The organism is Bradyrhizobium sp. BTAi1 (genome assembly GCF_000015165.1).
Taxonomy (GTDB): Bacteria; Pseudomonadota; Alphaproteobacteria; order Rhizobiales; family Xanthobacteraceae; genus Bradyrhizobium; species Bradyrhizobium denitrificans.
The window spans coordinates 5,324,317-5,347,528 of sequence record NC_009485.1 but is presented as its reverse complement, the minus strand read 5'-3'; the positions used below and the strand labels follow the sequence as shown (position 1 = coordinate 5,347,528).

Genomic DNA, 23,212 nt, shown 5'->3' with positions numbered 1-23,212 from the left:
GCCTCTTCAAGACCGTCCTCCCCACCGCACGCAAATGCGCCAAGACTGCTCCCTCCGTCATTGCGAGCGCAGCGAAGCAATCCAGCGTCTTTCCACGGTGGGATCCTGGATTGCTTCGCTGCGCTCGCAATGACGGACAGACCGGATGCGAAACCAGACCCTCTCCACGAACACGCCTCTCGGCGTGTTCGTAGTCCGGTGTGCAGTGCCTCGGCTTTTGCCCCTCATGGTGAGGAGCGCCGCGCCGGGCTGATCGTGAGACTGATCAGCCGCAATGCGCGGCGCGTCTCGAACCATGAGGCCCCAACCTACGGCCAGGAGCACCTGTAAATGCCATTGCTCGAGGTCGAGAATCTCCAGGTCCACTTCCGCACCCCCACCGGCATCAACCGCGCCGTCGACGGCGTGTCGTTCCATGTCGATCCCGGCGAGACGCTGGCCATCGTCGGTGAATCCGGCTGCGGCAAGTCGGTCACCTCGATGTCGATGATGCGGCTGATCCCGGAGCCGCCCGGCAAGATTGCCGGGTCGATCAGGCTCGAGGGCAGGGACATACTGGCGCTCTCGGACCGCGAGATGCGCGCATTGCGCGGCAACGACATTTCGATGATCTTCCAGGAGCCGATGACCAGCCTCAATCCGGTGCTGACCGTCGGGCGCCAGATCGGCGAGACCCTGCGGCTGCATCAGGGGCTCGACCAGGCGCAGGCGGAAGCGCGCGCGGTCGAGATGCTGACCCTCGTCGGCATTCCCGAGCCGGCCCGCCGCGTGCGCGAATATCCGCACCAGTTGTCCGGCGGCATGCGCCAGCGCGTGATGATCGCGATGGCGCTCGCCTGCAATCCAAAGCTCCTGATCGCCGACGAGCCGACCACCGCGCTCGACGTCACCATCCAGGCGCAGATCCTCAAGCTGATGCTGGAACTGAAGCAGCGCGTCGGCGCCGCGATCATCCTGATCACCCATGATCTCGGCGTCGTCGCCGAGGTCGCCGAGCGCGTGATGGTGATGTATGCCGGACGCAAGGTCGAGGAGGCGCCGGTGAAGCAGCTGTTCCGCTCGCCCCGCCATCCCTATACGCAAGGCCTGCTCGGCGCGCTGCCCAAGCTCGGCTCGTCGCTGTCGGGCGAGACCAGGCGCCTTGCGGAAATTCCCGGCCAGGTACCCGACCTGAAGCAGCGCATCGAGGGCTGCGTGTTCGCCGGCCGCTGCGCGCTCGCCACCGATCTCTGCCGGCAATATGCGCCGGGCCTCGAGCAGAAGGCACCGCATCACATCGCCGCCTGTCATTTCGCCGCCAAGGAGCAGGCCGCCGCATGACCATGCCGCTGCTCCAGGTCAACGACCTCAAGAAGCACTTCCCGATCTCGGGCGGCCTGTTCGGCCGCACCAAAAGCAAGGTGCATGCGGTCGACGGCGTATCGTTCGAGATCGCGCGCGGCGAGACGTTGTCGCTGGTCGGCGAGTCCGGCTGCGGCAAGTCGACCGTCGGCCGCGCCATCCTCAGGCTGTTCGACATCACCGCCGGCCAGATCGTGCTCGACGGCCTGCGCATCGACGATCTCGGCCCGCATCGGCTGCGCGAGATGCGCCGCCGCGTGCAGGTGGTGTTCCAGGATCCGTTCTCCAGCCTCAACCCGCGGATGCGGATCCGCGACATCCTGGCCGAGCCGATCAACAATTTCGGCCTCGCCAAGGACGCTGCCGAGCGCGATGCGCGCATTGCCGAACTGATGGAGATCGTCCGGCTGCCGCGCGACGCGGTGAACCGACGCCCGCACGAATTCTCCGGGGGCCAGCGCCAGCGCATCGGCATCGCCCGCGCGCTCGCCGCCAAGCCCGATTTGATCGTCTGCGACGAGGCGGTGTCCGCGCTCGACGTCTCCGTCAAGGCGCAGATCGTCAATTTGCTGCAGGACCTGCAGCGCGAGTTCGGGTTGGCGCTGCTGTTCATCAGCCACGACCTCGCCATCGTCGAGCACATGACGCACCGCGTCGCCGTGATGTATCTCGGCAAGATCGTCGAGATCGCGCCGCGCCGCCAGATCTTTGCCTCGCCCGGCCATCCCTACACCAAGGCGCTGCTCTCAGCCGTGCCGATCCCCGAACCCGGCGCCGAGCGCACCCCGATCATCCTCAAAGGCGACGTGCCCAGCCCCGTCAACCCACCCAAAGGCTGCCGCTTCCACACCCGCTGCCCGCTGGCCTTCGACCGCTGCCGCGTGGAAGCGCCGGAGCTGCGGCTGAAGGGCGAGGACCAGTGGGTGGCGTGTCATCTGGAGAATGCGACGTAGTTGCGTAGCCCGCATAAGCGACAGCCGGCGCGCGGGACGCGCGGCGGGGCCAGCGACATGCGGAGTCTCACGAACTGTGTCGGAGAACCCGGATGTCGCTGCGCCCGTCCGGGCTACGAGCTATCGTCGCGGATGTGAGGCGGTTCGCAGTACAAGCCGCACACTGGCGTGCCTACGGTGCCAAGTGCGATGACAGTTTGATGTCCGAGACCGCCGCGCCAATCGTCATTGCGAGCGCAGCGAAGCAATCCAGGGTGGTGTGCGGGACTCTGGATTGCTTCGCTGCGCTCGCAATGACGGAGGAGAGATAGTGCGTTCCTCTCGACGACGTTTTCAGGATGCATTTCACGGTGCCGCGAGACTCAATAAGGCCCTCGCGCGCGCGCCAACCTCCGCCGTCGTCCGGGCAAGCCACGATGGCGCGAAGCGGCGGCGGGGCGCTGGCCGAGGGCGCATACTCCGTGTAAGCCGCTGACTTATGCAAGCCGTGCCATCCCGCGCGACGATTTCGGCCGGTGGTGATGGATCCCTGCGTGCGCAGGGATGACAGCGGCGTTTGTGGAGGCGGCGGGGCTCTGCAGAGACGACGTGGAGCCGATGGCTCGGTGTGTGGAGGCCCAGCCTGCGACCCATCGGCCACACCAGCATCGCCAATCGTCAGGCCAGCGCGCCGTCCCCAGCGCGGTGCATTGTCAGCCTCCCCCTCGGCGACTAGAAATTGATCTCGTTGAGGAATCTCAAGTCCACGCCGCGCCGGGAACCAAGCCTCCCGTGCGGCCTGTCCCGCGTTCGATGAGGCCGCCATGCATCTCGCCCACGATCCCACGGCACAAGCGGCAGCCCAGATCAGCTTCGACCAGTTCCTGAGCGTGGACATCCGGGTCGGCACCATCGTCGCCGCCGAGCCTTATCCGGAGGCGAAGAAGCCGTCGCTGAAGCTGACGATCGATTTCGGCCCCGGTATCGGCACCAAGCGCTCGAGCGCCCAGATCGCCACGCTCTACGATCCCGCGACACTGGTCGGCCGCCAGGTCGCCGGCGTCGTCAACTTCCCGCCGCGCCAGATCGGCAAGTTCATGTCGGAGGTGCTGACGCTCGGCTTTCCGGACGAGGCCGGCAATGTCGTGCTGTTCCAGCCCGACAAGGCCGTGCCGAACGGCGCGCGGCTGTTCTGAGCGCCGGGGAGAGTGACCGCCATGGATATGCTGCTGGAACCTGTTACGCTGCCGCCATTCCCCGAAGGATTGAGGATTTCGCTGCGGCAGATGCATCTTCTCCAGGCTCCCATGGGCGGTACCCTGGTGACCGGCGGCGCCACGTTCCGTGTGTTCGCGCCGCATGCCAGGGCGGTCTACGTCTCCGGCCCGTTCAACGATTGGGCGCAGGATGCGAGCTGCCGGCTGGCGCCGATCGGCAACGGCCATTGGGCGGTCTTCATCCCCGGGCTGAAGGACGGCGACGCCTACATGTATTTCGTCGAGGGCGAGGGCTCCTCGGGCTACAAGCGCGATCCGCATGCGCGCCTGCTCACCGTGGATCCGCCATTTCCACAGGCGCATTCCGTGCTGCGCAATCCCCAGGCGTTTCCCTGGCACGATACTGACTTCACGCCGCCGCCGTGGAACGAGCTCTTGATCTACCAGCTTCACGTCGGCAGCTTCGACATGAAGGCGGGCAATCCCGACGGCTGCTTCTTCGACGTGATCGAGCGCGTGCCGCATCTGGCCAGGCTCGGCGTCAACGCCATCGAACTGCTGCCGGTGCAGGAATTCCCGACCATGTTCAGCATGGGCTACAACGGCACCGATCTGTTCAGCCCGGAAACCGAGTATGGCGAAGCCGAGGAGACACATCTCGCGGCCTATTTCACGCGCACCAACGAGATCCTTGCGGCGGCGGGCGCCGCGCCTTACGCTGATATCAATGTGGTCAGACATTGCGACGACCAGCTGCGCGCGCTGATCGATGTCTGCCATGTCCATGGCATCGCCGTGCTGTTCGACGTCGTCTACAATCATGCCGGCGGCGGTTTTGACGAGAACAGTATCTGGTTCTTCGACCGCCAGCCTTACGGCGATCCCAATCGCAGCCTGTATTTCACCGACCAGGGCTGGGCTGGCGGGCAGGTGTTCGCCTATTGGAATGCCGATGTGCGGCAGTACCTCGTCGACAACGCCATCATGTTCTATCGCGAATATCACGCCGACGGCCTGCGCTTCGACGAGGTCAGCGTGATGGATCGCTTCGGCGGCTGGGCGACCTGCCAGCAGCTCACCGAGGCGCTGCGCGCCGAGAAGCCGGACGCGATCCAGATCGCCGAATACTGGCCGGTCAATCCCTGGGTGGTGAAGGACATCGCGCAAGGCGGCGCCGGTTTTGACGCGACCTGGAGCGATGGCCTGCGGCTCGCCTTGCGCGGCGCGATCGCCAGCGCGGCCGGCGGCGCGGGAGCGCTCGTTCCAATGCAGCCGATCGCAGCCGCGATCGCCGATCTCAGCCTCGACAAGCGGTGGCGCGCGGTCAATTCGATCGAAAACCACGACATCGTCTATGCCGGCCGCGAGCCGCGCATCCCGCGTCTCGCTGATCCGGTGAACAGCCGCTGCTGGTATGCGCGCAGCCGCAGCCGCGTCGCCACGGGATTGCTGCTGACCGCGCCGGGCATCCCGATGCTGTTCATGGGCCAGGAGCTGTTCGAGGACCGGCCCTGGAGCGACACGCCGAGCCTGGACACCACGATCCAATGGCCGCTGCTCGACGGCGAGGACAAGATCACGGCGGACGCCGTGCGCTTCACGGCCGAGCTGATTGCCATCCGCCGTTCCCATCCGGCGCTGACCGCCGAAGGCTGCGCCATCGTCCACGCCCATGACGGCAACCGCGTGCTCGCCTTTCACCGCTGGGACGGCCAGGGCGACGACGTCATCGTCATCGTGAGTTTGAATGAGACACCGTGGCGCGACTACGCGATCGGCTTCCCGGCGCCTGGGCAGTGGCACGAGGTGTTCAACAGCGACGTCTATGATAACTGGGTCAATCCCGGCGTCGTCGGCAACAACGGCGCGGTGACCGCCAGCGGCCCCGCGCTGCATGGGCAGCCGAGCTCGGCCATGGTGACGATCCCGGCGAACGGTCTGCTGGTGTTTGCGCGGGGGTGACGGACGGTCGCTCCGCCGTCATTGCTGGATGCGCGGAGCGCGATGCGGGACGGGGACACAAGCTCTCTCCACCGTCATTGTGAGCGCAGCGAAGCAATCCAGACCGTTTCCGCGCAGGGATTCTGGATTGCTTCGCTGCGCTCGCAATGACGAATTGAGAGCGGGGGCATTCCATAAGCAGCGTGGCATTCAGGACCGTACTACACGATCAGCCGTCCCTGCCGTTCCGCGATGCCAATCACCGCCTCCGTCCCCGCATTGAAGTCCAGATGATCCGCCTCGATGCCGTCGGAGAAGATGACGCCGTTCTCGGGCATCAGCGAGCGCAGGCGCAGGGTTTCCGCGCCGTTAAGGCCGCCGCACACCAGCGTCGTCTGCGACGTCTTGCTCGGGAATGGCTCGCGCACGGCGAACCGAAGCGCGCGGGCGTCCCAGGGCAGGGCGGTGTAGTCGCCGTCGCCATGTCCGCCATAGCTGCCGGCGATGGCCAGCGCGCCGGTGACGATGCTCTTGAACCAGGCGGTCGAGCCGAGGCCGGTCGTGACGATCAGCCCGCTGGAGGACTGCCGCTCATGGCCATGGTTTGTCGCGATCTCGTAGCGGGCCGAGACATGGGTGCGGGCGCCGATGAAGAGGTCGTTGACGGCGTGCAGCACCTGGCCGTCGGCGAGGCTCGCGCGTGCCATGGTCACGGTCTTGGCCGCGCGCTTGTCGGCGGCGACCTCGGGCAGCAGGGGAGCGAGGTCCTTCGGCGCGAACGGCAGCAGCACGCCGTCATGGCGCTGCGCATCCGGGTTGAGTCCGAGCAGCGGCTGGCCGTCGAGATATTTCATGGTGTTGGCGATCAGGCCGTCCGGCCCGAGCGCCGCGACGATATCTGCGGGACCGAACAGGAAGTTCGGCAGGAAGCTGCGGTCGACGATCTGGTAGCGGCCCCAGCGCTCCAGCGTCTGCGTCGCGGTGGCGCGCGCGGCCTGGTAGGCCGCGTGCTCGCGTTCGTAGTCGGAGAAGTCGGCGCCGAGATGCTCGACATAGAAGCGGGCCTGGTCCGCGGTGAGGAATCTGGCGATCAACTCCTCGAGCCGCGTTCTCCTGGTGACCAGCACCACCTTGCGGTCATTGCCGGACACGGGCAGCCTCCGCGGGCTTCTGCATCAGGCTGTTCAGAAGCTCCGGCGACACGTTGAGCTGCCCGATCTTCTCGGCCTTCTCGGCGAGCCCTGAGAAGGCCTGCGCGATCAGCTGACCCGGCTGCATGCCGGTCGCGGCCAGCGCCTGGATCACGCGGGTGTCGACGCCCTCGAAGATCTTCATCAGCGCCCCGACCCGATACGCCTCGGCATCGGCGAGGGTGCGGGTGTTGGCCGCATTCAGCGCCACGAAATCCTTGCGCCTGGCCTCCAGCCCGATGTCGGCGACCATGCCGGCCTCGCGCAGCTCGTTTGTCTTTGCCGCGACGCTGGCCTCCGCATCCATCTGCGTCTCGCGGATCGCCCGCTTCTTCTGCTCGACCGCGATCTCGGTATCGAGCTCGCTCTCGCGGATCGCCCGCTCGCGCTCGACCGCGAAATTGCGCCGCGCGAAGATGGCCTCGTCCGCCGTCTTCAGGATCGCCTCGCGGGCTTCGGCCTCCAGCGCCTTGGCGGTCTCCGGCGTCGGCTTCACCGCGCGGACGGCGACGCCGAGGATCTCCAGCCCCAGCGCATCGATATCGGCGCGGCGCTGCAGCCCCGTCGCGATTGCCTCGGCGATGCGGTCGGACGCCCGCAGTGCTTCCTTCAGGGTCATGTCCTTGACCGCCTGCTGCGCCAGCACCTCGACCGCGCCTAATACGCGCTGCGGCAACTCCTCGGGATCGTCGGACTCATACGTCTTGCCGTCGCGCTTGAGCGTGAAGTTCAGCATCGCCGCCGCCTTCTTCGGCTCGCCGATGCGGTAGGTGACCTGGCCCTGGATCGTCAGCGTCTGAAAGTCGCGGGCGATCTGCTGGAAGATGAAAGCGGCGTCGCGGCTGCCGATCGGGATCGCGACCAGCGAGGTGGCGGGCCCGTAATAGAAGGTGGAGAGCCCGGCGCCTTCCTCGACCACCGCTCCGGCGCGGTACTTGAGCAGATAGGTGGTGGGCTGGGCCTTGATGAAGCGAATGCCGAACATGGCGGCCTCCTGACATTGACCGGCGTAAGTGTGTCACGACAACTAAGTAAGTTGGACAGTACAACTAAGTTTGTTAGTGTCAAGCGGCATTTTGGCGGGGCGAGCGGTATGGCGGGACGGCACGGGCAGGGCGATGCGGCGGGGGATCAGGGGCGGAGCGGCGCGAAGGCGCCCGGGCTCGATTTCCCGCGGCCATTGACGACGGTTGACATCGTCATCTTCACGATCCGGCAGGAGGCGCTGCAGGTGCTCCTGGTGCGACGTGGCAGCGGACCCGGCGATCCGTTCCCGGGCACCTTCGCCTTGCCGGGCGGCTTCGTCGACATCGCCAGGGATCGCGATCTCGAAGCCTGCGCGCGGCGCAAGCTCGCCGAGAAGACCGGCGTCGTGAGCCCCTATCTGGAGCAGCTTGGCAGCTGGGGCAGTGCGGACCGCGATCCGCGCGGCTGGTCGGCCACGCATGCCTATTTTGCGCTGATCCCCGGCTCAGCGGTGGAGGCGGCGCTCGCAGCCGATGTGCAATGGTTTCCGCTCGAAGGCACAGGCGTGACGCCGAAGCTCGCCTTCGATCACGCCGAGATCCTGCAGGCCGCCGTGCAGCGGCTGCGCAACAAGGTCGAGTACACCTCGCTGCCGGCCTATCTGATGCCCAAGGAGTTCACGTTGCCCGAGTTGCAGCGGACCTATGAGATCGTGCTGGATCGTGCGCTGGAGAAGAGTGCGTTCCGCACCCGCATGCTCTCGGCCGACCTGATCGAGCCGATCGCCAAGATGCGGAAAGGGCCGAACCGGCCGGCGCAGCTCTATCGGCTGAAAAAGACGGCCGCGCCGGTGTATTTCGCAAGGACGTTCAACGCGCCGGAGTAACGGTCCGTAGCCCGCAGGAGCGCAGCGACATGCGGGGTCTCGCGGGCGGTTGCGATGATCCCGGATGTCGCTTCCGCCGCCGCCCTGGCGGGGGCCGGCCTGCGCTCATCCGCGCTCCGCGGCGCGTCACCGGTCCGTCAGGCCGAGAAGTCCACCACCAGCGATTTGCTGGTCGTGCTCGACGAGCTGCTGCCGTTGGCGCTGTAGGACGAGGTTTTGCTGCTGTTCGAACTTTGCAGCGCTTCGAGCAGCTTCTTCAGGAGCTCTTCGAGGTCGGAGGACGTGCTTGACGACGACGAGGAGGACGACGAGGACGACGTGCTCGAGGTGGTGTCGCTGCTGCTGTCGTCGGCCGGCGGCGGGCCGCCGGCGCCGCCCGGACCGCCGGAGAAGGCGTTGGCGAAGACGTTCTTCAGTTCGCTCGCCTGGTCGGCGGTGAGCTTGCCGCTGTCGACTTCGCTCTGGATGAGATCGTCGATCTTCGACTGCATCTCCTTGGGCGAGGGCGGCGTGCTGGAGCTCGTCGTGGACGATGAGCTGCTGCTGCCGCTCTGCAGTGCGGAATCGATGTCGTCCAGCGCCGACGACAGCGCCGTCTGGTCGGTGGCGCTGACCTTGCCGGCCGAGACTTCCTTGGCGAGTTCCTGCTTGAGCAGGTCGAGCGGCGAGTAGCCGCTCATCGAGGAGGCAGAGATCGATGTCATGGCATGCTCCGGGGTTGGGACATCAAACCTGCGTCCAGGTGCGACGGTAACTTTTAACAGCTCCTTGTTGCGTATGTCCCGATGTGTCTCGAGTCCCGTCGCACACAAAACGAAGCAAGAAAGTTGGTCGATCTCCGTAGAAATGCGGGGGAATGGCCCTGCGGGAGCGCCGCTATGCTTACTAACGGACTTACATAGGACGGAAAATTAATCAGCCCCCCGGATTCTCCGACCAACAAGTTCACGGGTGGGATTCGATAGATGCGACTCTTCATCGGCCTGACGATACGAACCATGCTCGGGGTGATCATCGGAGCCCTGGCCCTGTTGTTGATCGGTAGCCTGGCGAGCGGACTGCTCGACGCCTTCAGCCGCACCCAGTCGGCCCAGCGCATCGCCCGGCTGGCGGGAGCGGACCAGCAGCTGTTCAACACGTTGATGGGCTTCCGGCTGGAGCGCGGCACCTTCCTGGCGACGCTGGTGGCGGAGGGCACGGCGGATGCGGCAGCCGACACCCGCATTGCGACCAATCGCCAGATCTCGGAGACCGCCTACAAGCAGGTCCAGGAGGCGTTGTCCGGCTTTGCCGATGCCCGCATCGCTGGCCGGCTGAGCAGCCTCGTCACCGCGCATGACCGTCTCGCAGGCGTGCGTCCCGACGCCGAACGCGCGATCCATCAGCCCAAGGCCGCGCGCGACATGCAGGCCGCGGATGCGTTCCGCAAGGCCGCCCAGGACTATCTCGACGCGCTGCTGGTGATCGCCGCCGATCTCGAGGAGACCATCAAGCTCGTCGATCCCGTCGTCGACCAGATGGTCCAGGTCAAGCAATCGGCCTGGGCCGCACGCAATTTCGGCGGCCAGTTTGCCGTGCGCATCGAGAATGCCGCGGCCTCCGGCAAGCCATGGAGCGTGGCGGACATTGTCGGCGGCGCCGAGGAATCCGGCCGGCAGATGCAGGCCTGGAGCCAGGTGGTCGCCGCCGCCGCGCGGGCCGATGCTCCGGCCGCGCTGGTCGAAGCGGTCAACCGCTCCAGGCGGTCCGATGCGGTGGCGATGGCCGAACAGCAGGCCGGCCTGGTCAAGGCGTTGCGCAACAACCAGACCATCGAGTTCAAATTCGCCGAACTGTCCAAGCTCAACACGGCTCTGCTGTCCTACAGTGTCGATGCCGCGAATGCCGCGCTCGCCGAAATGGTGGCGGTCGCCGGACGGCGGATCAGCGAGGCGCGTGAGAGTCTCATCCTCAATGCCGTGATGATGGTGCTGGCGCTGGCGGTTGCGCTGGTGGGCCTGGCGGTGGTGCAGCGTCGCATCTCGGCGGCGATCCGCTCTCTGGATGCGGCGATGCGCCGCCTGGCCGATCGGGACTACACGATCGAGCTCGCCGGGCTCGATCGCCGCGACGAGATCGGGGAGATGTCGCGCGCGGTCGCCGTCTTCAAGGACAGCATGATCGCGGGCGACCGGCTGGCGAGCGAGAGGGAGGCCGAGCAGGGCCGCCGCGAACGCCGCCAGAGCACCGTCGACCAGCTGATCCGCCAGTTCGAGGCGACCGTCACCTCGTCGCTGCAGACCTTGACCTCGGCTTCGAATGAGCTGAACGCGACCGCGCAATCGATGTCGACCATCGCCGACCAGGGGCGCGCCAAGGCGTCCGCCGTTGCCGAGGTGTCGCACCGCGCCTCCGGCAATGTCCAGATGGTGGCGGCGGCGACGGAGGAACTGTCGGCCTCGATCACCGAGATCAGCCGTCAGGTGACCGAATCGACCTCGATCGCCAGCGCCGCGGTGACGCAGGCCGAGAAGACCAATGACGAGGTGCGGGCGCTGTCGGATGCCGCGCAGCGCATCGGCGATGTCGTCGCGCTGATCAGCGGCATCGCCGAGCAGACCAATCTGCTCGCCCTGAACGCGACCATCGAGGCGGCGCGCGCCGGCGAGGCCGGCAAGGGCTTCGCGGTGGTCGCCGCCGAGGTCAAGACGCTCGCCAACCAGACCGCCAAGGCGACCGAGGAGATCACCTCGCAGGTCGCCGGCATCCAGGGCGCGACCAAGGCCTCGGTGGAGGCCATCCAGGCGATCTCCACGACCATCCAGCGCGTCAACCAGATCGCCTCGGCGATCGCAGCCGCGGTCGAGCAGCAGGGGGCGGCGACGCGCGAGATCGCGCGCAATGTGCAGCAGGCCTCGGAGGGAACCAACGCGGTGTCGGACAATATTTCCAGCGTGTCGGAGGCAACCGCCGCCACCGGCCAGGCGGCCGGCGGGGTGCTGGAGTCGGTGCGCACGTTGTCGAAGCTGTCCGCCGACCTGCGCCACGACGTCGACCAGTTCGTGAGCCAGCTCCGCGCGGCCTGACGCGCGGCCGCCGGCAGGGCGGCATGCCGAGAGCGCAGTGCTCCCGGTGCCAAAATGGTGTATCCGCGAGGGCTCGCGCCTGATCCTGCCGGTTCAGTCCGCGACAAGGAATATGCTCCCGGAGGAACATCCATGTCGGCCCTGCCGCTGTCTGGCATCAAGATTCTCGACCTCACGCGCGTGCTGGCCGGACCGTTATCGGCCCAGATGCTGGCCGATCTCGGCGCCGAGGTGATCAAGATCGAACGGCCCGGCACTGGCGACGATGCGCGCGCCTTCGGGCCGCCTTATCTCAAGGATCCGGACGGCAAGGCCAACAACAACAACTCGTTCTATCTCTGCGCCAACCGCAACAAGAAGTCGGTCACGGTCAACATCGCCTCGAGCGACGGGCAGGAGATCATCCGCGCCCTGGCGAAAGATTGCGACGTGTTCATGGAGAACTACAAGGTCGGCGATCTCAAGCGCTATGGCCTCGACTATGAGGCGATCAAAGCCGTCAATCCCGACGTGATCTATTGCTCGGTCACCGGCTTCGGCCAGACCGGGCCCTATGCGCCGCGCGCCGGCTATGACGCGATCTTCCAGGCGATGGGCGGGCTGATGAGCGTGACCGGCCACATGGACGGCGAGCCGGGCGCCGGGCCGATGAAGGTCGGTCCCTCGATCGTCGACTACATGACCGGGATGAACACCTCGATCGGCATTCTCTCGGCGCTGTATCATCGCGACGTCAATGGCGGCGGCGGCCAGCATGTCGACGTCTGCCTGTTCGACACCGTGATCGCCTCGCTGTCGCACTACGCCCAGATCTTCCTGGTCAACGGCAAGTCGCCGCCGCGCCGCGGCACCTGGGGCAATGGCGGCATGCCGGCCGGCGTGTTCCGCTGCACCGATGGCGAATTGATGCTGGTGGTCGGCAATGACGGGCAATTCGCCCGCACCTGCGCCGTGCTCGGCGCGCCGGAGCTCGCCACCGATCCGAAATTCGTCAAGAACAACGACCGCGTCGTCAACGGCAAGGAGATCATGGCGATCTATGCCGGCCTGTTCCTGAAGAACTCGGTCGCGCATTGGCTGGAGCAACTGGAGAAAGCGGGTGTGCCTTGCGGCCCCGTCAACGATTTCGCCCATGTGTTCGCCGATCCGCATGTGCGCTCGCGCGGAATGGAGGTGAAGGTCGAGCACCCGTTCGAGCCGCAATTGTCGCTGATCCGCAACGCGCTCACGTTCTCCGGTACGCCGATCACGGAGTACCGCGCGCCGCCGCTGCTCGGCGCCGACACGCAAGACGTGCTGTCGAGCCTCGGTTATGACGACGCGAAGATCGCCGCGCTGAAGCAGCAGGGTGTGGTGTAGGACGCTGCCGCGGCCATTCTCTCCATCCGTCATTGCGGTGCGCACGACGCGCCGATCTTTCCGCATGTCGTGTTGAGTATCGGATTCCGCGGCTTTTCCGCGTCGTTGCGAGCGCAGCGAAGCAATCCAGAGTCCCGCCCACCCCCCTGGATTGCTTCGCTGCTGTTCAGCCCGGGGACATGGCTGACAGGTGTTCGGAGACATGGTTGACACCTCAAAATCGGCTCGATTCGTCAAGCAAAGGGGCGAGCGATGCCGTGGCGAGAGGTGTCTGTCATGGACCAGCGACGAGAGTTTGTGATGCTTGCCAAGCAGGAGGGCGTGAACCGGCGGAAGCTGTGCCGTCAGTTCGGCATCAGCGCCGAGACCGGCTACAAGTGGATCCAGCGGTATGACGCCGGCGATACGACGCTGGCGGACCGGTCGCGGCGGCCGCATCGGAGTCCGGAGCGCACGGCGGCTGCGACTGAGCAGCAGATCGTCGCGTTGCGCGACGCTCACCCGGCCTGGGGCGCGCGCAAGCTCGCACGTCGTCTCGCGCGCGACGGGCAAACTGTCCCGGCGATATCCACCGTGCACACCATCCTGCGCCGCTACGATCGCGTGAGCGAGCCTGCAGGCACGCCGGGGCAGCCGTACAGGCGTTTCGAGAAGGATGCGCCCAATCAGCTGTGGCAGATGGACTTCAAGGGGCACAGTGCGCTGGAGAACGGCGTGTCCTGTCACCCGCTGACTGCGCTGGACGACCACTCGCGCTTCTCCGTGTGCCTGGCGGCGTGTGACAACGAGCGCGGCTCTACGGTCAAAGGACATCTGGAGACGACGTTCCGCCGCTATGGACTGCCGGATGCGATGTTCGTCGATAATGGTGGTCCCTGGGGCTTTACTCTCGAAGACCCCTGGACCGCGCTGACGGTCTGGCTTCTGAAGCTCGGCATTCGAACGATCCACAGCCGGCCGTATCATCCTCAGGGCCGCGGCAAGAACGAACGCTTCCACCGCAGCCTGAAGGCCGAAGTCTTTGCCTTCAAGCGCTACAGGGACCTTGACGACGTCCAGCGGGCGCTCGACGAATGGCGGGCCGTCTACAATCTCGACCGGCCCCACGAGGCTCTCGACTTCGATGTGCCGGCGAGCCGCTACCGGCCCAGCCCGCGAACGATGCCGGATCGCCTTCCGACGGTGGAATACGACGAGGGTGAGATCGTCCGTTCGGTGTCGAGCACCAAGGCCTATGTCAGTTTCGAGGGACGGCTCTGGAAAGTCCCGCAAGCCTTTCGCAGCGAGCGGCTCGCTATTCGCCCGCTCAGCCAGGACGGAAAATTCGGAATTTTCTTTGCCGCGCATCAGATCGCAGCGATCGATTTGCGCGACCCCAAAAGTGTCAACTATGTCCCCGAACAGGTGTAAGCTATGTCCCCGGGCTGAACACTGCGCTCGCAATGACGGGGAGAGAGTACGAACTCCCGTGATCACCGCGTGTGGTGATGACGGTGCCGCTTCGCCTTGTATCGTGGGGAATGATAGCGCGGCTCTGCCACGAAAGGGGCCGGCGGCGGCGCGCCGAGCTGCTGTCGCGATTCCTGCAGGCGGCGCTGATAGCCCGGTGAGTTCATGATGTTGGCGGCGGCGCCGCGGGCCAGCACCGGCTCGCTCGCCGTCACCATCGCAAGCGCCGTCGCGACGACGGCCATGATCAATCGCAGACACTGCGGCATCAGGGGGCTTCCTTCTTGTCCAGCGAAGCGAGGTCTAGCGCGCCTCGCGCGCTGCGACCTTGACCTTCGACTTTGCCGCCTGATCGCGCGCGGTCAAGCCGAGCACGGCGCCGCGCACCACCCGCGCGATCACATCCTCGACATCGTCGAGATCGCATTGCCCGTCGGACAGCTTGGTCAGCCGCTCGCTCTCGCGAATGGTGTGATGCGCCATGGCGAGCGCGAAATGCAGGCCCCAGAACAGGTCGACCTCGGCGCTGTCGGGCAGGGCGCGCCGCATCGCGCCGGCGAATTTGCGCAAATGGTCGATTTCCTTGGTCTTGATGCGGCGGATCGGCGGCACCGACTCGATCGAGGCGCGGATCATGAACTGCGCCACCGGCGAGCGCTGGTTCTCCGGTCCAAGGCAGCCGCGCAGGATCGGGCCGACCAGCGCGCGCAGGATGTCGCTGATATCGGCGCGGCCGCCGCCGGCCTCCTCGGCCGCGCGCAGCTCGCGCAGGCGCTCGCGGTTGAGCGCGATCGAGCGGGTCACGAACAGTTCGGCGATCAATTCGTCCTTGGAGCCGAAATGATAGTTCACCGCGGCGAGGTTGACGTTGGCCTCTGCCACGATGTCGCGCAGCGTCACCTCGGAAAAGCCGCGCTCGGCATAGAGCCGCTCGGCGGCGGTCAGGATCGCAGTCCGGGTCTGGTCGGTCGCCATGGTCGCTCCCGGGGAGTTGCGTTTCAAACAATTGTATGAAACTATTGTTTGAGACGGCCGGAATGTCAATCGCGGTGCTTCCGCGGGACGAGATTTCGGCGCTGCAGCGACGCCCTCGCGCGGTCGTGTCGCGCAAGATCGCACTTGCGCGGACGCCGTGAGCGGGCCGACACTGCGGCCAAAATTCCAGAGGAAACGCTCAAGGAGAGTCCCATGGACTTCACGATGTCGGCGAAGCAGCAGGAATGGCTGGAGCGCGTGCGCAGCTTCATGACCAAGCATGTCCGCCCGGCGGTGCCGATCTACAAGCAGCAGGACGCCGAGGGCGACCGCTGGAAGGTGATTCCGATCCTGGAGGATCTCAAGGCCAAGGCGAAGGCCGAGGGTTTGTGGAACATGTTCATGCCGCCGTCGCCGCATGAGGACGACGAGTTCCGCGGCGCCGGCCTGACCAATCTCGAATACGCGCTGCTGTCGGAGGAGATGGGCCGCATCTCCTGGGCGTCGGAGGTGTTCAACTGCTCGGCGCCGGACACTGGCAACATGGAGGTGTTCATCCGCTACGGCACCAAGGAGCAGAAGCGCAAATGGCTGCGCCCGCTGATGGACGGCGAGATCCGCTCGGCGTTCCTGATGACCGAGCCGGCGGTGGCGTCGTCGGATGCCACCAACATCGAGACGCGGATCGTGCGTGACGGCCATCATTATGTCATCAACGGCCGCAAATGGTGGTCGTCGGGCGTCGGCGATCCCCGTTGCAAGATTGCCATCCTGATGGGCAAGACCGATCCGTCGGCCGCCAAGCATCAGCAGCAGTCGCAGATCCTGGTGCCGCTCGACACCCCCGGCATCAAGGTCGAGAAGATGCTGCCGGTGTTCGGCTTCGATGACGCGCCGCACGGCCATGCCCAGGTGCTGCTTGAGAACGTTCGCGTCCCTGCGGAGAACATCCTGCTCGGCGAGGGCCGCGGCTTCGAGATCGCGCAGGGCCGCCTCGGTCCGGGCCGCATCCATCACTGCATGCGGACCATCGGCAAGGCCGAGGAGTCGCTGGAGAAGATGGTGCGCCGGCTGATGACGCGCACCGCCTTCGGCAAGAAGATCATCGAGCATTCGGTGTGGGAGCAGCGCATCGGCGAGGCCCGCACCAACATCGAAATGTGCCGGCTGTTGTGTCTCAAGGCCGCCGACATGATGGACAAGGTCGGCAACAAGACCGCCCAGGGCGAGATCGCGATGATCAAGGTCGCCGCCCCGAACATGGCGCTCAAGATCATCGACGACGCCATCCAGGCGTTCGGCGGCGCCGGCGTGTCTGACGATGCGGGTCTTGCCAAGGACTATGCCAACATCCGCACGCTGCGTCTTGCCGACGGTCCCGACGAGGTGCACAACCGTGCCATCGCCCGGCTCGAGATGAAGAAATACGCCAACGAGCCGCGGCATTGAGCTTAAACTCGTAGGGTGGGCAAAGCCTCCGTCGTCGCGCGAAGCGCGATGATGGAGGCGTGCCCAGACCGCAGGTCCGGGTCTGCCGGCATGGTTTGTACGCGACGCTCGCAATCACGAACTCCGTCATTGTGAGCGTCGCGAAGCAATCCAGAGTCCCGGCGTATCCCTGGATTGCTTCGCTGCGCTCGCAATGACGGAAGGAACGACCGGCGAGAATGGCCGCCGATCGTGGGATGAGACGTAACACCAAGGGAGTTCGTCGTGGCCGACGGCGTCAAGAAGGACGAAGAATTCTCCGGCACCAAGCCGGTCGAGGAGCGGCATCGCTTTGACGAGGCCAGGCTCGCGGCCTGGATGGACCAGCATGTCGAGGGCTATGCCGGCCCGCTGACCGTCGAGCAGTTCAAGGGCGGCCAGTCGAACCCGACCTATCGGCTGAACACGCCGGGGCGCTCCTATGTGCTCAGGCGCAAGCCGTTCGGCAAGCTGCTGCCGTCGGCGCATGCGGTCGACCGCGAATTCCGCGTCATCGCAGCCCTCGGCAAGCAGGGCTTTCCCGTCGCCAAGGCTTACGCGCTCTGCAACGATGATAGCGTCATCGGCGCCGCCTTCTACATCATGTCGATGGAGGAGGGCCGGGTGTTCTGGGATCCGACCCTGCCGCATGTCGACGCCGCCGAGCGCCGCGCGATCTTCACCAGCAAGATCGAGACCCTGGCGAAGCTGCACACCTACGATCCCGCCGCGATCGGGCTGGCCGATTTCGGCAAGCCCGGCAACTATTTTGCCCGGCAGGTCGACCGCTGGACCAAGCAGTATCGCGCCTCCGAGACCGAGCATCTGCCGGAGATGGAGAAGCTGATCGAATGGCTGCCGCGCACCTTGCCGGCGCAGCAGCGCGTCTCGATCGTGCATGGCGACTACCGGCTCGACAACATGATCTTCCACGCGACCGAGCCGCGCGTCATCGCGGTGCTCGACTGGGAACTGTCGACGCTCGGCGATCCCATGGCCGACTTCACCTACCTGCTGATGCAGTGGATCATGCCGGGCCTCGACGGCGTGGATCTGAAGGCCAGGAACATCCCGACCATGGAGGAGGCGGCCGCGATCTATTGCGCTGTCACCGGCGTCGTACTGCCCGACCTCAACTGGTACTTTGCCTACAATCTGTTCCGTCTCGCCGGCATCCTCCAAGGCATCATCGGCCGCATCCGCGACGGCACCGCCGCCAACGACAAGGCGATCGAATCGGTCAAGCGCATGGTGCCGATGACCAAGCAGGCCTGGGCCTACGCGCAAAAGGCCGGCGCGACCTGACCGACCGCGACAGAGGGCGGTGAGACCGGGCCTGCGCGTTGCGCGGCCCTTCGCGCCTCCGCTCTCCTCCGTCATTGCGAGAGCTGCGCTCGCAATGACGGAGGAGCGTCCGCCCCGCCGCCCGACCATCGCTGTCATTCCGGAGCCCGAGCCCGGAATCCGTCGGCCGGCAGAGCGCGGGAAGGATGAGATTCCTGTCTCTGGTGTCACTGTCATGGCGGCCTCGTTTGGAGCGGCGGCGGAATGCTCACGATTTGGGAGCACCGCAGGCGAGGCACGGCCACGTTACCCGGATGAGCAAAGGCGATGTGCGGTTCATCGCCAAGTCCCTTAAGACCCCGACACCGTCTGCGCCTCGCGCCGATCTTTCCGGCTGGCGCATCGGCATGGCTGTTCCCATATCCCCGGATCACGAGGAGCCGCCATGATCCATCAACTTCGCATCTACGAGATCTTCGAGCACAACAAGGCGGCGTTTCACGCCCGCTTTCGCGACCACGCCGCCCGCATCATGCGCACGCGCTACGATTTCCAGATCGTGGCGATGTGGGAGAGCAGGTTCGGCGAGCGGACCGAGTTCGTCTACGTGCTGGAATGGCCTGACGAGGCCGCGAAGACCGCGGGGTGGACGGCGTTCATGGCCGATGCCGAATGGGCCGAGATCAAGCGCGTCACCCATGTCGAGCATGGGCTGATGGTCGGCCAGATCGAGGACCGTTTGCTCGCGCCGGTGGATTATTCGCCGGCGTGGGGGCACGGCCTGTTGGCGCGAGCTTGACGGCGAACGATCCGGGGGGCACGGAGCACGTCGAGTCGGGAGGCGCGCGGGCCGTGGCCTCGTGGATGCTGTCTGGCCGCCGGGAGCTTCGATGTCATGTCTCCGATCGTCATCAAGCCTGATCTCGCGATTGATCTTGCCACCGCCGGCGCCGTCGTCGCCCGGACCGGCGTCGACGGGCAGATTGCGGCGATCTCGTTGCTGTATGGCGGTGAGATCAGTGCGGTGTACGAGCTGGCTCTGGCTGGAGGCCTGCCGCCGCTGGTGCTGAAGATCTATCCCGACAGCATGAGCTGGAAGATGCGCAAGGAGGCGCGCATGCTCGATCTGGTACGGGACAGGTTGCCGGTGCCGGCGCCCCGGCTGCATCTGGCCGACGCCTCGCGTGATCTGATTGGCCTCGATTACGTCGTCATGAGCAGGCTGGCGGGCGACAGGCTCGGTCCGCTCGAGCAGCAGCTGCCGCCGCCGCTGCGGCAGTCGGCATTCCGGCAGGTCGGCCGGTTATCGCGTGCGTTCCACGACATTGCGATGGAGGCCTTCGGCTATATCGGCCCCGACGGCGTCTGGACCGCGCATGCCGACAATCGCACCTATCTCACCGTCCAGTTCGACCGCAAGCTGACCGAATTCAGCAGCCGCGGCGGTGCCCCCGATCTCGCGCTGCGCATCGCGCGTCACGTCGAGGCCTGCAGCGGTCTGTTCGAGGCCTGCGCGGCGCCCGTGCTCTGCCACAACGATCTGCATCCGGGCAACATTCTGGCGCGCGCCGACGACGACACGGTGACCCTGACCGGGGTCGTCGATTTCGAGGGCGCGCTGGCGGGCGACCCGCTCAAGGATGTCGCCAAGGCGCTGTACTATCTGTCGGCCGGGCAGCGCGAGGCTTTCCTCGAAGGCTACGGTCCGATGACGCGCACCGAGGTCGGCGCGACGCTCGACATCTACCGCCTGCTGTTCTCGCTCGAGCTGTGGTGCTGGTACGCCCAGTTCGACGCAACGGACAAGCTCGCGCCGCTGATCGCCGACATGGAGCTCCTGCTGCGCTCGCAATGAGTCGGCTCGCCCGGATGAGTGACAGCCGGCGCGCGGGACGCGTCGGCGCCGGCGAGATGCGGGGTCTCACATGCGGTGTCGGAGAACCCGGATGTCGCGCTCGCCTGCGCCCTGCGGGCTTTGGCGTGCGCTCATCCGGGCTTCTGTAACGGGCCTTGGTTTGTCAATCCCAATTCTGCATGTCCTCTCGCCGGGCCCTTGCTTCTGTACGGGGTCGGCGCATGGCCGCCACCTGTTGGGCTGCGTAAGAGGAACCGGCCGGCCAATCTACGGAGAGCGTGGTTTTGAACCGACTGCCCGGATGGCGGCCTGACCGGATCCATCGTCCCGGCGAAGGGACCCTGCTCGGGGAGAGCCTGGTGTCGTGGCCCGCCCAGAACTCGATCGATGCTCCCCTAGGTCGCGGCAGCCTTGGCCGCGGGGTTGAACGGCATGTTGTCGGCGAGCATGCGGTGAAGGATCACGGCAAGCTTGCGCGCCAGAGCCACCTTGGCTTTGCGCGGGCCGGCGCGCCTGGCGACCCGCATCGCCCAGCTCTTCAGCTGTGAGCAGTTCTTGACCGGCTTGGTCAGCATGATATGCGCCGCCTGATAGAGCGCCTCGCGCACCGACGCATCGCCGACCTTCGTGATGCGGCCGCTATAGTCGGTCTCGCCGGACTGGTACCGTCTCGGCGTGAGGCCAAAATGCGCGCCTGTCGCCTTGGAGGATCGGAAGCGCTTGGGGTCGTCGATTGCGAACATGTAGGTCAGCGCGACGATCGGGCCGACGGCCGGCGTGGTCATCAACAGCTTGGCCTGCGGATGCGCCTTCGCGAGCTGTTGCACCTGCTTGTCCAGCTTCTTGAACTCGCGCAGCAGCACCGTATGAGCCTCGAGCAGCGCCTGCACGACCAGCGTCAGTCCCGAATGGCCAGCCACCAGCGCCTCGATTCGCGTCGCGAAGCTGCGATCGGTGGTCTTGCCGACCTTCAAGCCGAAGCCCCGTAGCACGCCGCGCAAACAGTTCTCGACGTCGTGCAGCTTCGATTGCAGCAGCTTGCGTGCCGTAAGAACCGCACGCATCTCCTGCGCCTCGATCGATTTGCAATGAACCGGACGGAACCAGCCAAGCCGCATCAGCTGGGCAATACCCCTTGCATCGTTGCGGTCGGACTTCACCGACATCGCCCTGAAGGCGTCACGCACGTGCCGCGTCTCCAGCAGTTCGACCCGCTGACCCGCCTCCTGCATCGCCGCATACAGCCATTGCGACAGCGGCCCTGCCTCCAGACCGATCCGCTCAACCTCGATGCCGAACTGCTTGAACCAGCCGATCAAGACTGCCGGCTCACTCTCGACTGCCGCTTCCCGAACGATCTTGCCCGCCCCATCGACAATGCAGACCGCCGAGGATTTCAAAGACACGTCAATTCCGGCATAGTGGTTCATGGTCGTCCCCTAATGATGCGAGGAGCGGGCTTGCCCGACTCCGTTGAACACCATCAATTTGAGGGACGACCACCTTTCCGCCAACCGGGCGGCACGCGAACGCGCTCCCAAATAGCGCAGGAGTGAGCGTGCCGCTCGGGTGGTCGGCCCGTTACCCCATCTACGGGGGCGTTCCTCGTGGCGGTCGGCTAGATCGGCTTGCCCGCATACGGCATCGACGCGGTCAGGCCGCCGTCGACCGGGAAGGCCTGGCCGTTGACGTAGGAGGCTTCATCGCTGGCGAGGAACAGGCCCATGGCGGCGATCTCGTGCGGCTGGCCGGCGCGCTTCAGCGGATTGAGCTGGCCGATCTTGCCCTCGGTGCCGCGCTCCTTGGCGCCGTCGAAGATCGGCTTGGTCATGCCGGTCTCGATCAGCCCCGGACAGACCGCGTTGATGCGCACGCCGGTGCCGGACAGCGAATAGGCCGTGGTCTGCACCAGGCTGATGACGCCGGCCTTGCTCGCCGCGTAGGGATGGCCCGAGGCACCGGACTTCAAACCAGCGACCGAGGCCGTGCAGACGATGGCGCCGCGCTGCTGGCGCACCATGTGCGGCATCGCGTATTTCACCGCCAGGAACGGGCCGATCAAATTGATGCGCAGGATCTCCTGCCAATGCTCGACCGTCTGCTCGGCGATCGGCTTGAGCCCGCCGGAGATGCCTGCATTGGCCCAGATCACGTCGAGCTTGCCGAAGGTCGCGACCGCGCGATCGATGAAGCCGGAGACGTCGGCCTCGGAGCCGGCGTCGGCGAGCACGGCTTCGGCGATGCCGCCCTGCTGCTTGACGAGCTCGACCGTCTCCTTGACGGCCTCGCTGCGATCGACCGCGATGAGCCGCGCGCCTTCGCGTGTGAACAGCAGCGATGCGGCGCGGCCGATGCCACTGCCGGCGCCGGTGATGATGACGGATTTTCCCTCGAGACGGCCCATGTTTCCTCCTGCTTCGTTGTTGATCAGTTGCGTGCCGCGCAACGGAATTCAAACGCCGTTTCAAACGCGCTGAGATCGCGATGCGGCTTGAGACGATCTGGGCCTTCACGTACAGCGAGAGGCCAGCAGAGGGAAGGGTGAGCGATGACGGGTGATGGAAGCAAGCCTGCTGTGGTCACCACGCGCTGGTGGTGGGTGCGCCACGCGCCGGTGCGCAGCGACGGCGGCAACATCTACGGTCAGTCCGACATCGCCTGCGACACGTCCGATCGCGAGGTGTTCGCAGCGGTGGCCAAGATCCTGCCGCGCAGCGCGGTCTGGTATGCGAGCAACCTGATGCGCACGCACCAGACCGCCGAGGCGATCTGGCAGGCGGGTTTCCCGCGCCCCGCGACGATGATCCGGGAGGCCGCCTTTGCCGAGCAGCATCTCGGGCAATGGCAGGGCATGAATCGCGCCGCGTTCCTGGCCAGTCGTCCCGTGGGCAGCCATTGGTTCGCCGCCATCGATGAGCCGGCGCCGGGCGGCGAGAGCTACATGGATCTGTACACCCGCGTCACCGCCGCGATTGCGCGCATCACGGTGTCCGAGGCCGGCCGCGACATCATCGCCGTCGGCCATGGCGGCACCATCAAGGCGGCGGTGGGATTGGCGCTCGGCGGCCTCGTCGAGAAGGGCCTGGCCTTCGACATCGACAATTGCTCGGTGACCCGGCTCGATCATATCGCGAGCGGCGAGACCAGCCTATGGCGCCTGCCGATGGTCAATCAGCAGCCCTGGATCGCGGATGCCGCGCACCGCGCGATGCACCAGCCGGCCGGGCCGGAAGTGACGACGAGCAAGCTGGCGTGAGGGGGACGGTGCTACACGCGTCATTCACA

At 66.0% G+C, this 23,212-nt stretch carries 20 protein-coding genes; 13 read left to right on the top strand and 7 right to left on the bottom strand.

What is annotated here, in order from left to right; genetic code table 11:
* The first annotated feature begins 330 nt into the window (after positions 1 to 330).
* The 4 genes from BBTA_RS23940 (at position 331) to BBTA_RS23925 (ending at position 5,452) form a co-directional block, all read left to right on the top strand.
* Positions 331 to 1,320, top strand: coding sequence for an ABC transporter ATP-binding protein (locus BBTA_RS23940; protein WP_041750851.1), 990 nt, complete (start codon positions 331 to 333; stop codon positions 1,318 to 1,320).
* Entirely contained in the window at positions 1,317 to 2,294 is a 978-nt protein-coding gene (locus BBTA_RS23935) for an ABC transporter ATP-binding protein (RefSeq protein ID WP_012045083.1), read from the top strand. Before BBTA_RS23940 ends, BBTA_RS23935 begins: the two co-directional genes overlap by 4 nt.
* Before the next feature lie 803 nt (positions 2,295 to 3,097).
* Positions 3,098 to 3,469, top strand: a complete 372-nt coding sequence (locus tag BBTA_RS23930; protein ID WP_012045082.1) for a tRNA-binding protein — start codon at positions 3,098 to 3,100, stop codon at positions 3,467 to 3,469.
* Between the two features lie 21 nt (positions 3,470 to 3,490).
* Positions 3,491 to 5,452: an alpha amylase C-terminal domain-containing protein gene (locus BBTA_RS23925; protein ID WP_012045081.1), complete on the top strand. Its 1,962-nt coding sequence runs from the start codon at positions 3,491 to 3,493 to the stop codon at positions 5,450 to 5,452.
* 200 nt (positions 5,453 to 5,652) lie between these two features.
* Here the strand turns inward: BBTA_RS23925 and BBTA_RS23920 are convergent, their stop codons facing one another.
* A complete protein-coding gene (locus BBTA_RS23920) occupies positions 5,653 to 6,582 on the bottom strand; it encodes a sugar kinase (RefSeq protein WP_012045080.1) in 930 nt (309 codons plus the stop codon).
* Positions 6,569 to 7,606 (bottom strand): SPFH domain-containing protein, encoded by a 1,038-nt coding sequence (locus BBTA_RS23915; RefSeq protein WP_012045079.1) that lies wholly within the window; start codon positions 7,604 to 7,606, stop codon positions 6,569 to 6,571. The genes BBTA_RS23920 and BBTA_RS23915 overlap by 14 nt, the downstream gene beginning before the upstream one ends.
* A 108-nt stretch (positions 7,607 to 7,714) precedes the next feature.
* Between BBTA_RS23915 and BBTA_RS23910 the strand changes: the two genes are divergently transcribed.
* Positions 7,715 to 8,473: an NUDIX domain-containing protein gene (locus BBTA_RS23910; RefSeq protein WP_012045078.1), complete on the top strand. Its 759-nt coding sequence runs from the start codon at positions 7,715 to 7,717 to the stop codon at positions 8,471 to 8,473.
* Positions 8,474 to 8,610: 137 nt separating this feature from the next.
* Here the strand turns inward: BBTA_RS23910 and BBTA_RS23905 are convergent, their stop codons facing one another.
* Positions 8,611 to 9,177, bottom strand: a complete 567-nt coding sequence (locus BBTA_RS23905; RefSeq protein ID WP_012045077.1) for a hypothetical protein — start codon at positions 9,175 to 9,177, stop codon at positions 8,611 to 8,613.
* A 261-nt stretch (positions 9,178 to 9,438) separates the two neighbouring features.
* Between BBTA_RS23905 and BBTA_RS23900 the strand changes: the two genes are divergently transcribed.
* The 3 genes from BBTA_RS23900 to BBTA_RS23890 all read left to right on the top strand — a co-directional run bounded on the left by BBTA_RS23900 (position 9,439) and on the right by BBTA_RS23890 (position 14,307).
* A complete protein-coding gene (locus BBTA_RS23900; protein WP_041750850.1) occupies positions 9,439 to 11,538 on the top strand; it encodes a methyl-accepting chemotaxis protein in 2,100 nt (699 codons plus the stop codon).
* Positions 11,539 to 11,670: 132 nt separating this feature from the next.
* Positions 11,671 to 12,897: a CaiB/BaiF CoA-transferase family protein gene (locus BBTA_RS23895; RefSeq protein WP_012045075.1), complete on the top strand. Its 1,227-nt coding sequence runs from the start codon at positions 11,671 to 11,673 to the stop codon at positions 12,895 to 12,897.
* A 252-nt stretch (positions 12,898 to 13,149) separates the two neighbouring features.
* Positions 13,150 to 14,307, top strand: coding sequence for an IS481-like element ISBrsp4 family transposase (locus tag BBTA_RS23890; protein ID WP_083780649.1), 1,158 nt, complete (start codon positions 13,150 to 13,152; stop codon positions 14,305 to 14,307).
* A gap of 62 nt (positions 14,308 to 14,369) precedes the next feature.
* Here BBTA_RS23890 and BBTA_RS23885 read toward each other — a convergent pair whose 3' ends face one another.
* Both BBTA_RS23885 and BBTA_RS23880 read right to left on the bottom strand, forming a co-directional pair.
* Positions 14,370 to 14,615: a hypothetical protein gene (locus BBTA_RS23885; protein WP_012045074.1), complete on the bottom strand. Its 246-nt coding sequence runs from the start codon at positions 14,613 to 14,615 to the stop codon at positions 14,370 to 14,372.
* Between the two features lie 34 nt (positions 14,616 to 14,649).
* Complete coding sequence (locus tag BBTA_RS23880) at positions 14,650 to 15,321, bottom strand: TetR/AcrR family transcriptional regulator (RefSeq protein WP_012045073.1); 672 nt, start codon at positions 15,319 to 15,321, stop codon at positions 14,650 to 14,652.
* A 213-nt stretch (positions 15,322 to 15,534) separates the two neighbouring features.
* On the opposite strand from BBTA_RS23880, the gene BBTA_RS23875 reads away from it, so the two are divergent.
* The 4 genes from BBTA_RS23875 to BBTA_RS23860 all read left to right on the top strand — a co-directional run bounded on the left by BBTA_RS23875 (position 15,535) and on the right by BBTA_RS23860 (position 19,927).
* Entirely contained in the window at positions 15,535 to 16,770 is a 1,236-nt protein-coding gene (locus BBTA_RS23875; protein WP_012045072.1) for an acyl-CoA dehydrogenase family protein, read from the top strand.
* Positions 16,771 to 17,034: 264 nt separating this feature from the next.
* Positions 17,035 to 18,093, top strand: coding sequence for a phosphotransferase family protein (locus BBTA_RS23870; RefSeq protein WP_012045071.1), 1,059 nt, complete (start codon positions 17,035 to 17,037; stop codon positions 18,091 to 18,093).
* 424 nt (positions 18,094 to 18,517) lie between these two features.
* A complete protein-coding gene (locus tag BBTA_RS23865) occupies positions 18,518 to 18,871 on the top strand; it encodes an NIPSNAP family protein (RefSeq protein ID WP_012045070.1) in 354 nt (117 codons plus the stop codon).
* Positions 18,872 to 18,967: 96 nt separating this feature from the next.
* Entirely contained in the window at positions 18,968 to 19,927 is a 960-nt protein-coding gene (locus tag BBTA_RS23860) for a phosphotransferase family protein (RefSeq protein WP_012045069.1), read from the top strand.
* 395 nt (positions 19,928 to 20,322) lie between these two features.
* Here the strand turns inward: BBTA_RS23860 and BBTA_RS23855 are convergent, their stop codons facing one another.
* Both BBTA_RS23855 and BBTA_RS23850 read right to left on the bottom strand, forming a co-directional pair.
* Positions 20,323 to 21,357 carry an IS110 family transposase gene (locus BBTA_RS23855; RefSeq protein ID WP_041750297.1) on the bottom strand — a complete coding sequence of 345 codons (1,035 nt, stop codon included), beginning with the start codon at positions 21,355 to 21,357 and terminating at the stop codon, positions 20,323 to 20,325.
* A 188-nt stretch (positions 21,358 to 21,545) separates the two neighbouring features.
* Positions 21,546 to 22,331 carry an SDR family NAD(P)-dependent oxidoreductase gene (locus tag BBTA_RS23850; RefSeq protein ID WP_012045068.1) on the bottom strand — a complete coding sequence of 262 codons (786 nt, stop codon included), beginning with the start codon at positions 22,329 to 22,331 and terminating at the stop codon, positions 21,546 to 21,548.
* Between the two features lie 144 nt (positions 22,332 to 22,475).
* Here BBTA_RS23850 and BBTA_RS23845 point away from each other — a divergent pair, with 144 nt between their 5' ends.
* Positions 22,476 to 23,183, top strand: coding sequence for a histidine phosphatase family protein (locus BBTA_RS23845; protein WP_012045067.1), 708 nt, complete (start codon positions 22,476 to 22,478; stop codon positions 23,181 to 23,183).
* Positions 23,184 to 23,212: the final 29 nt, after the last annotated feature.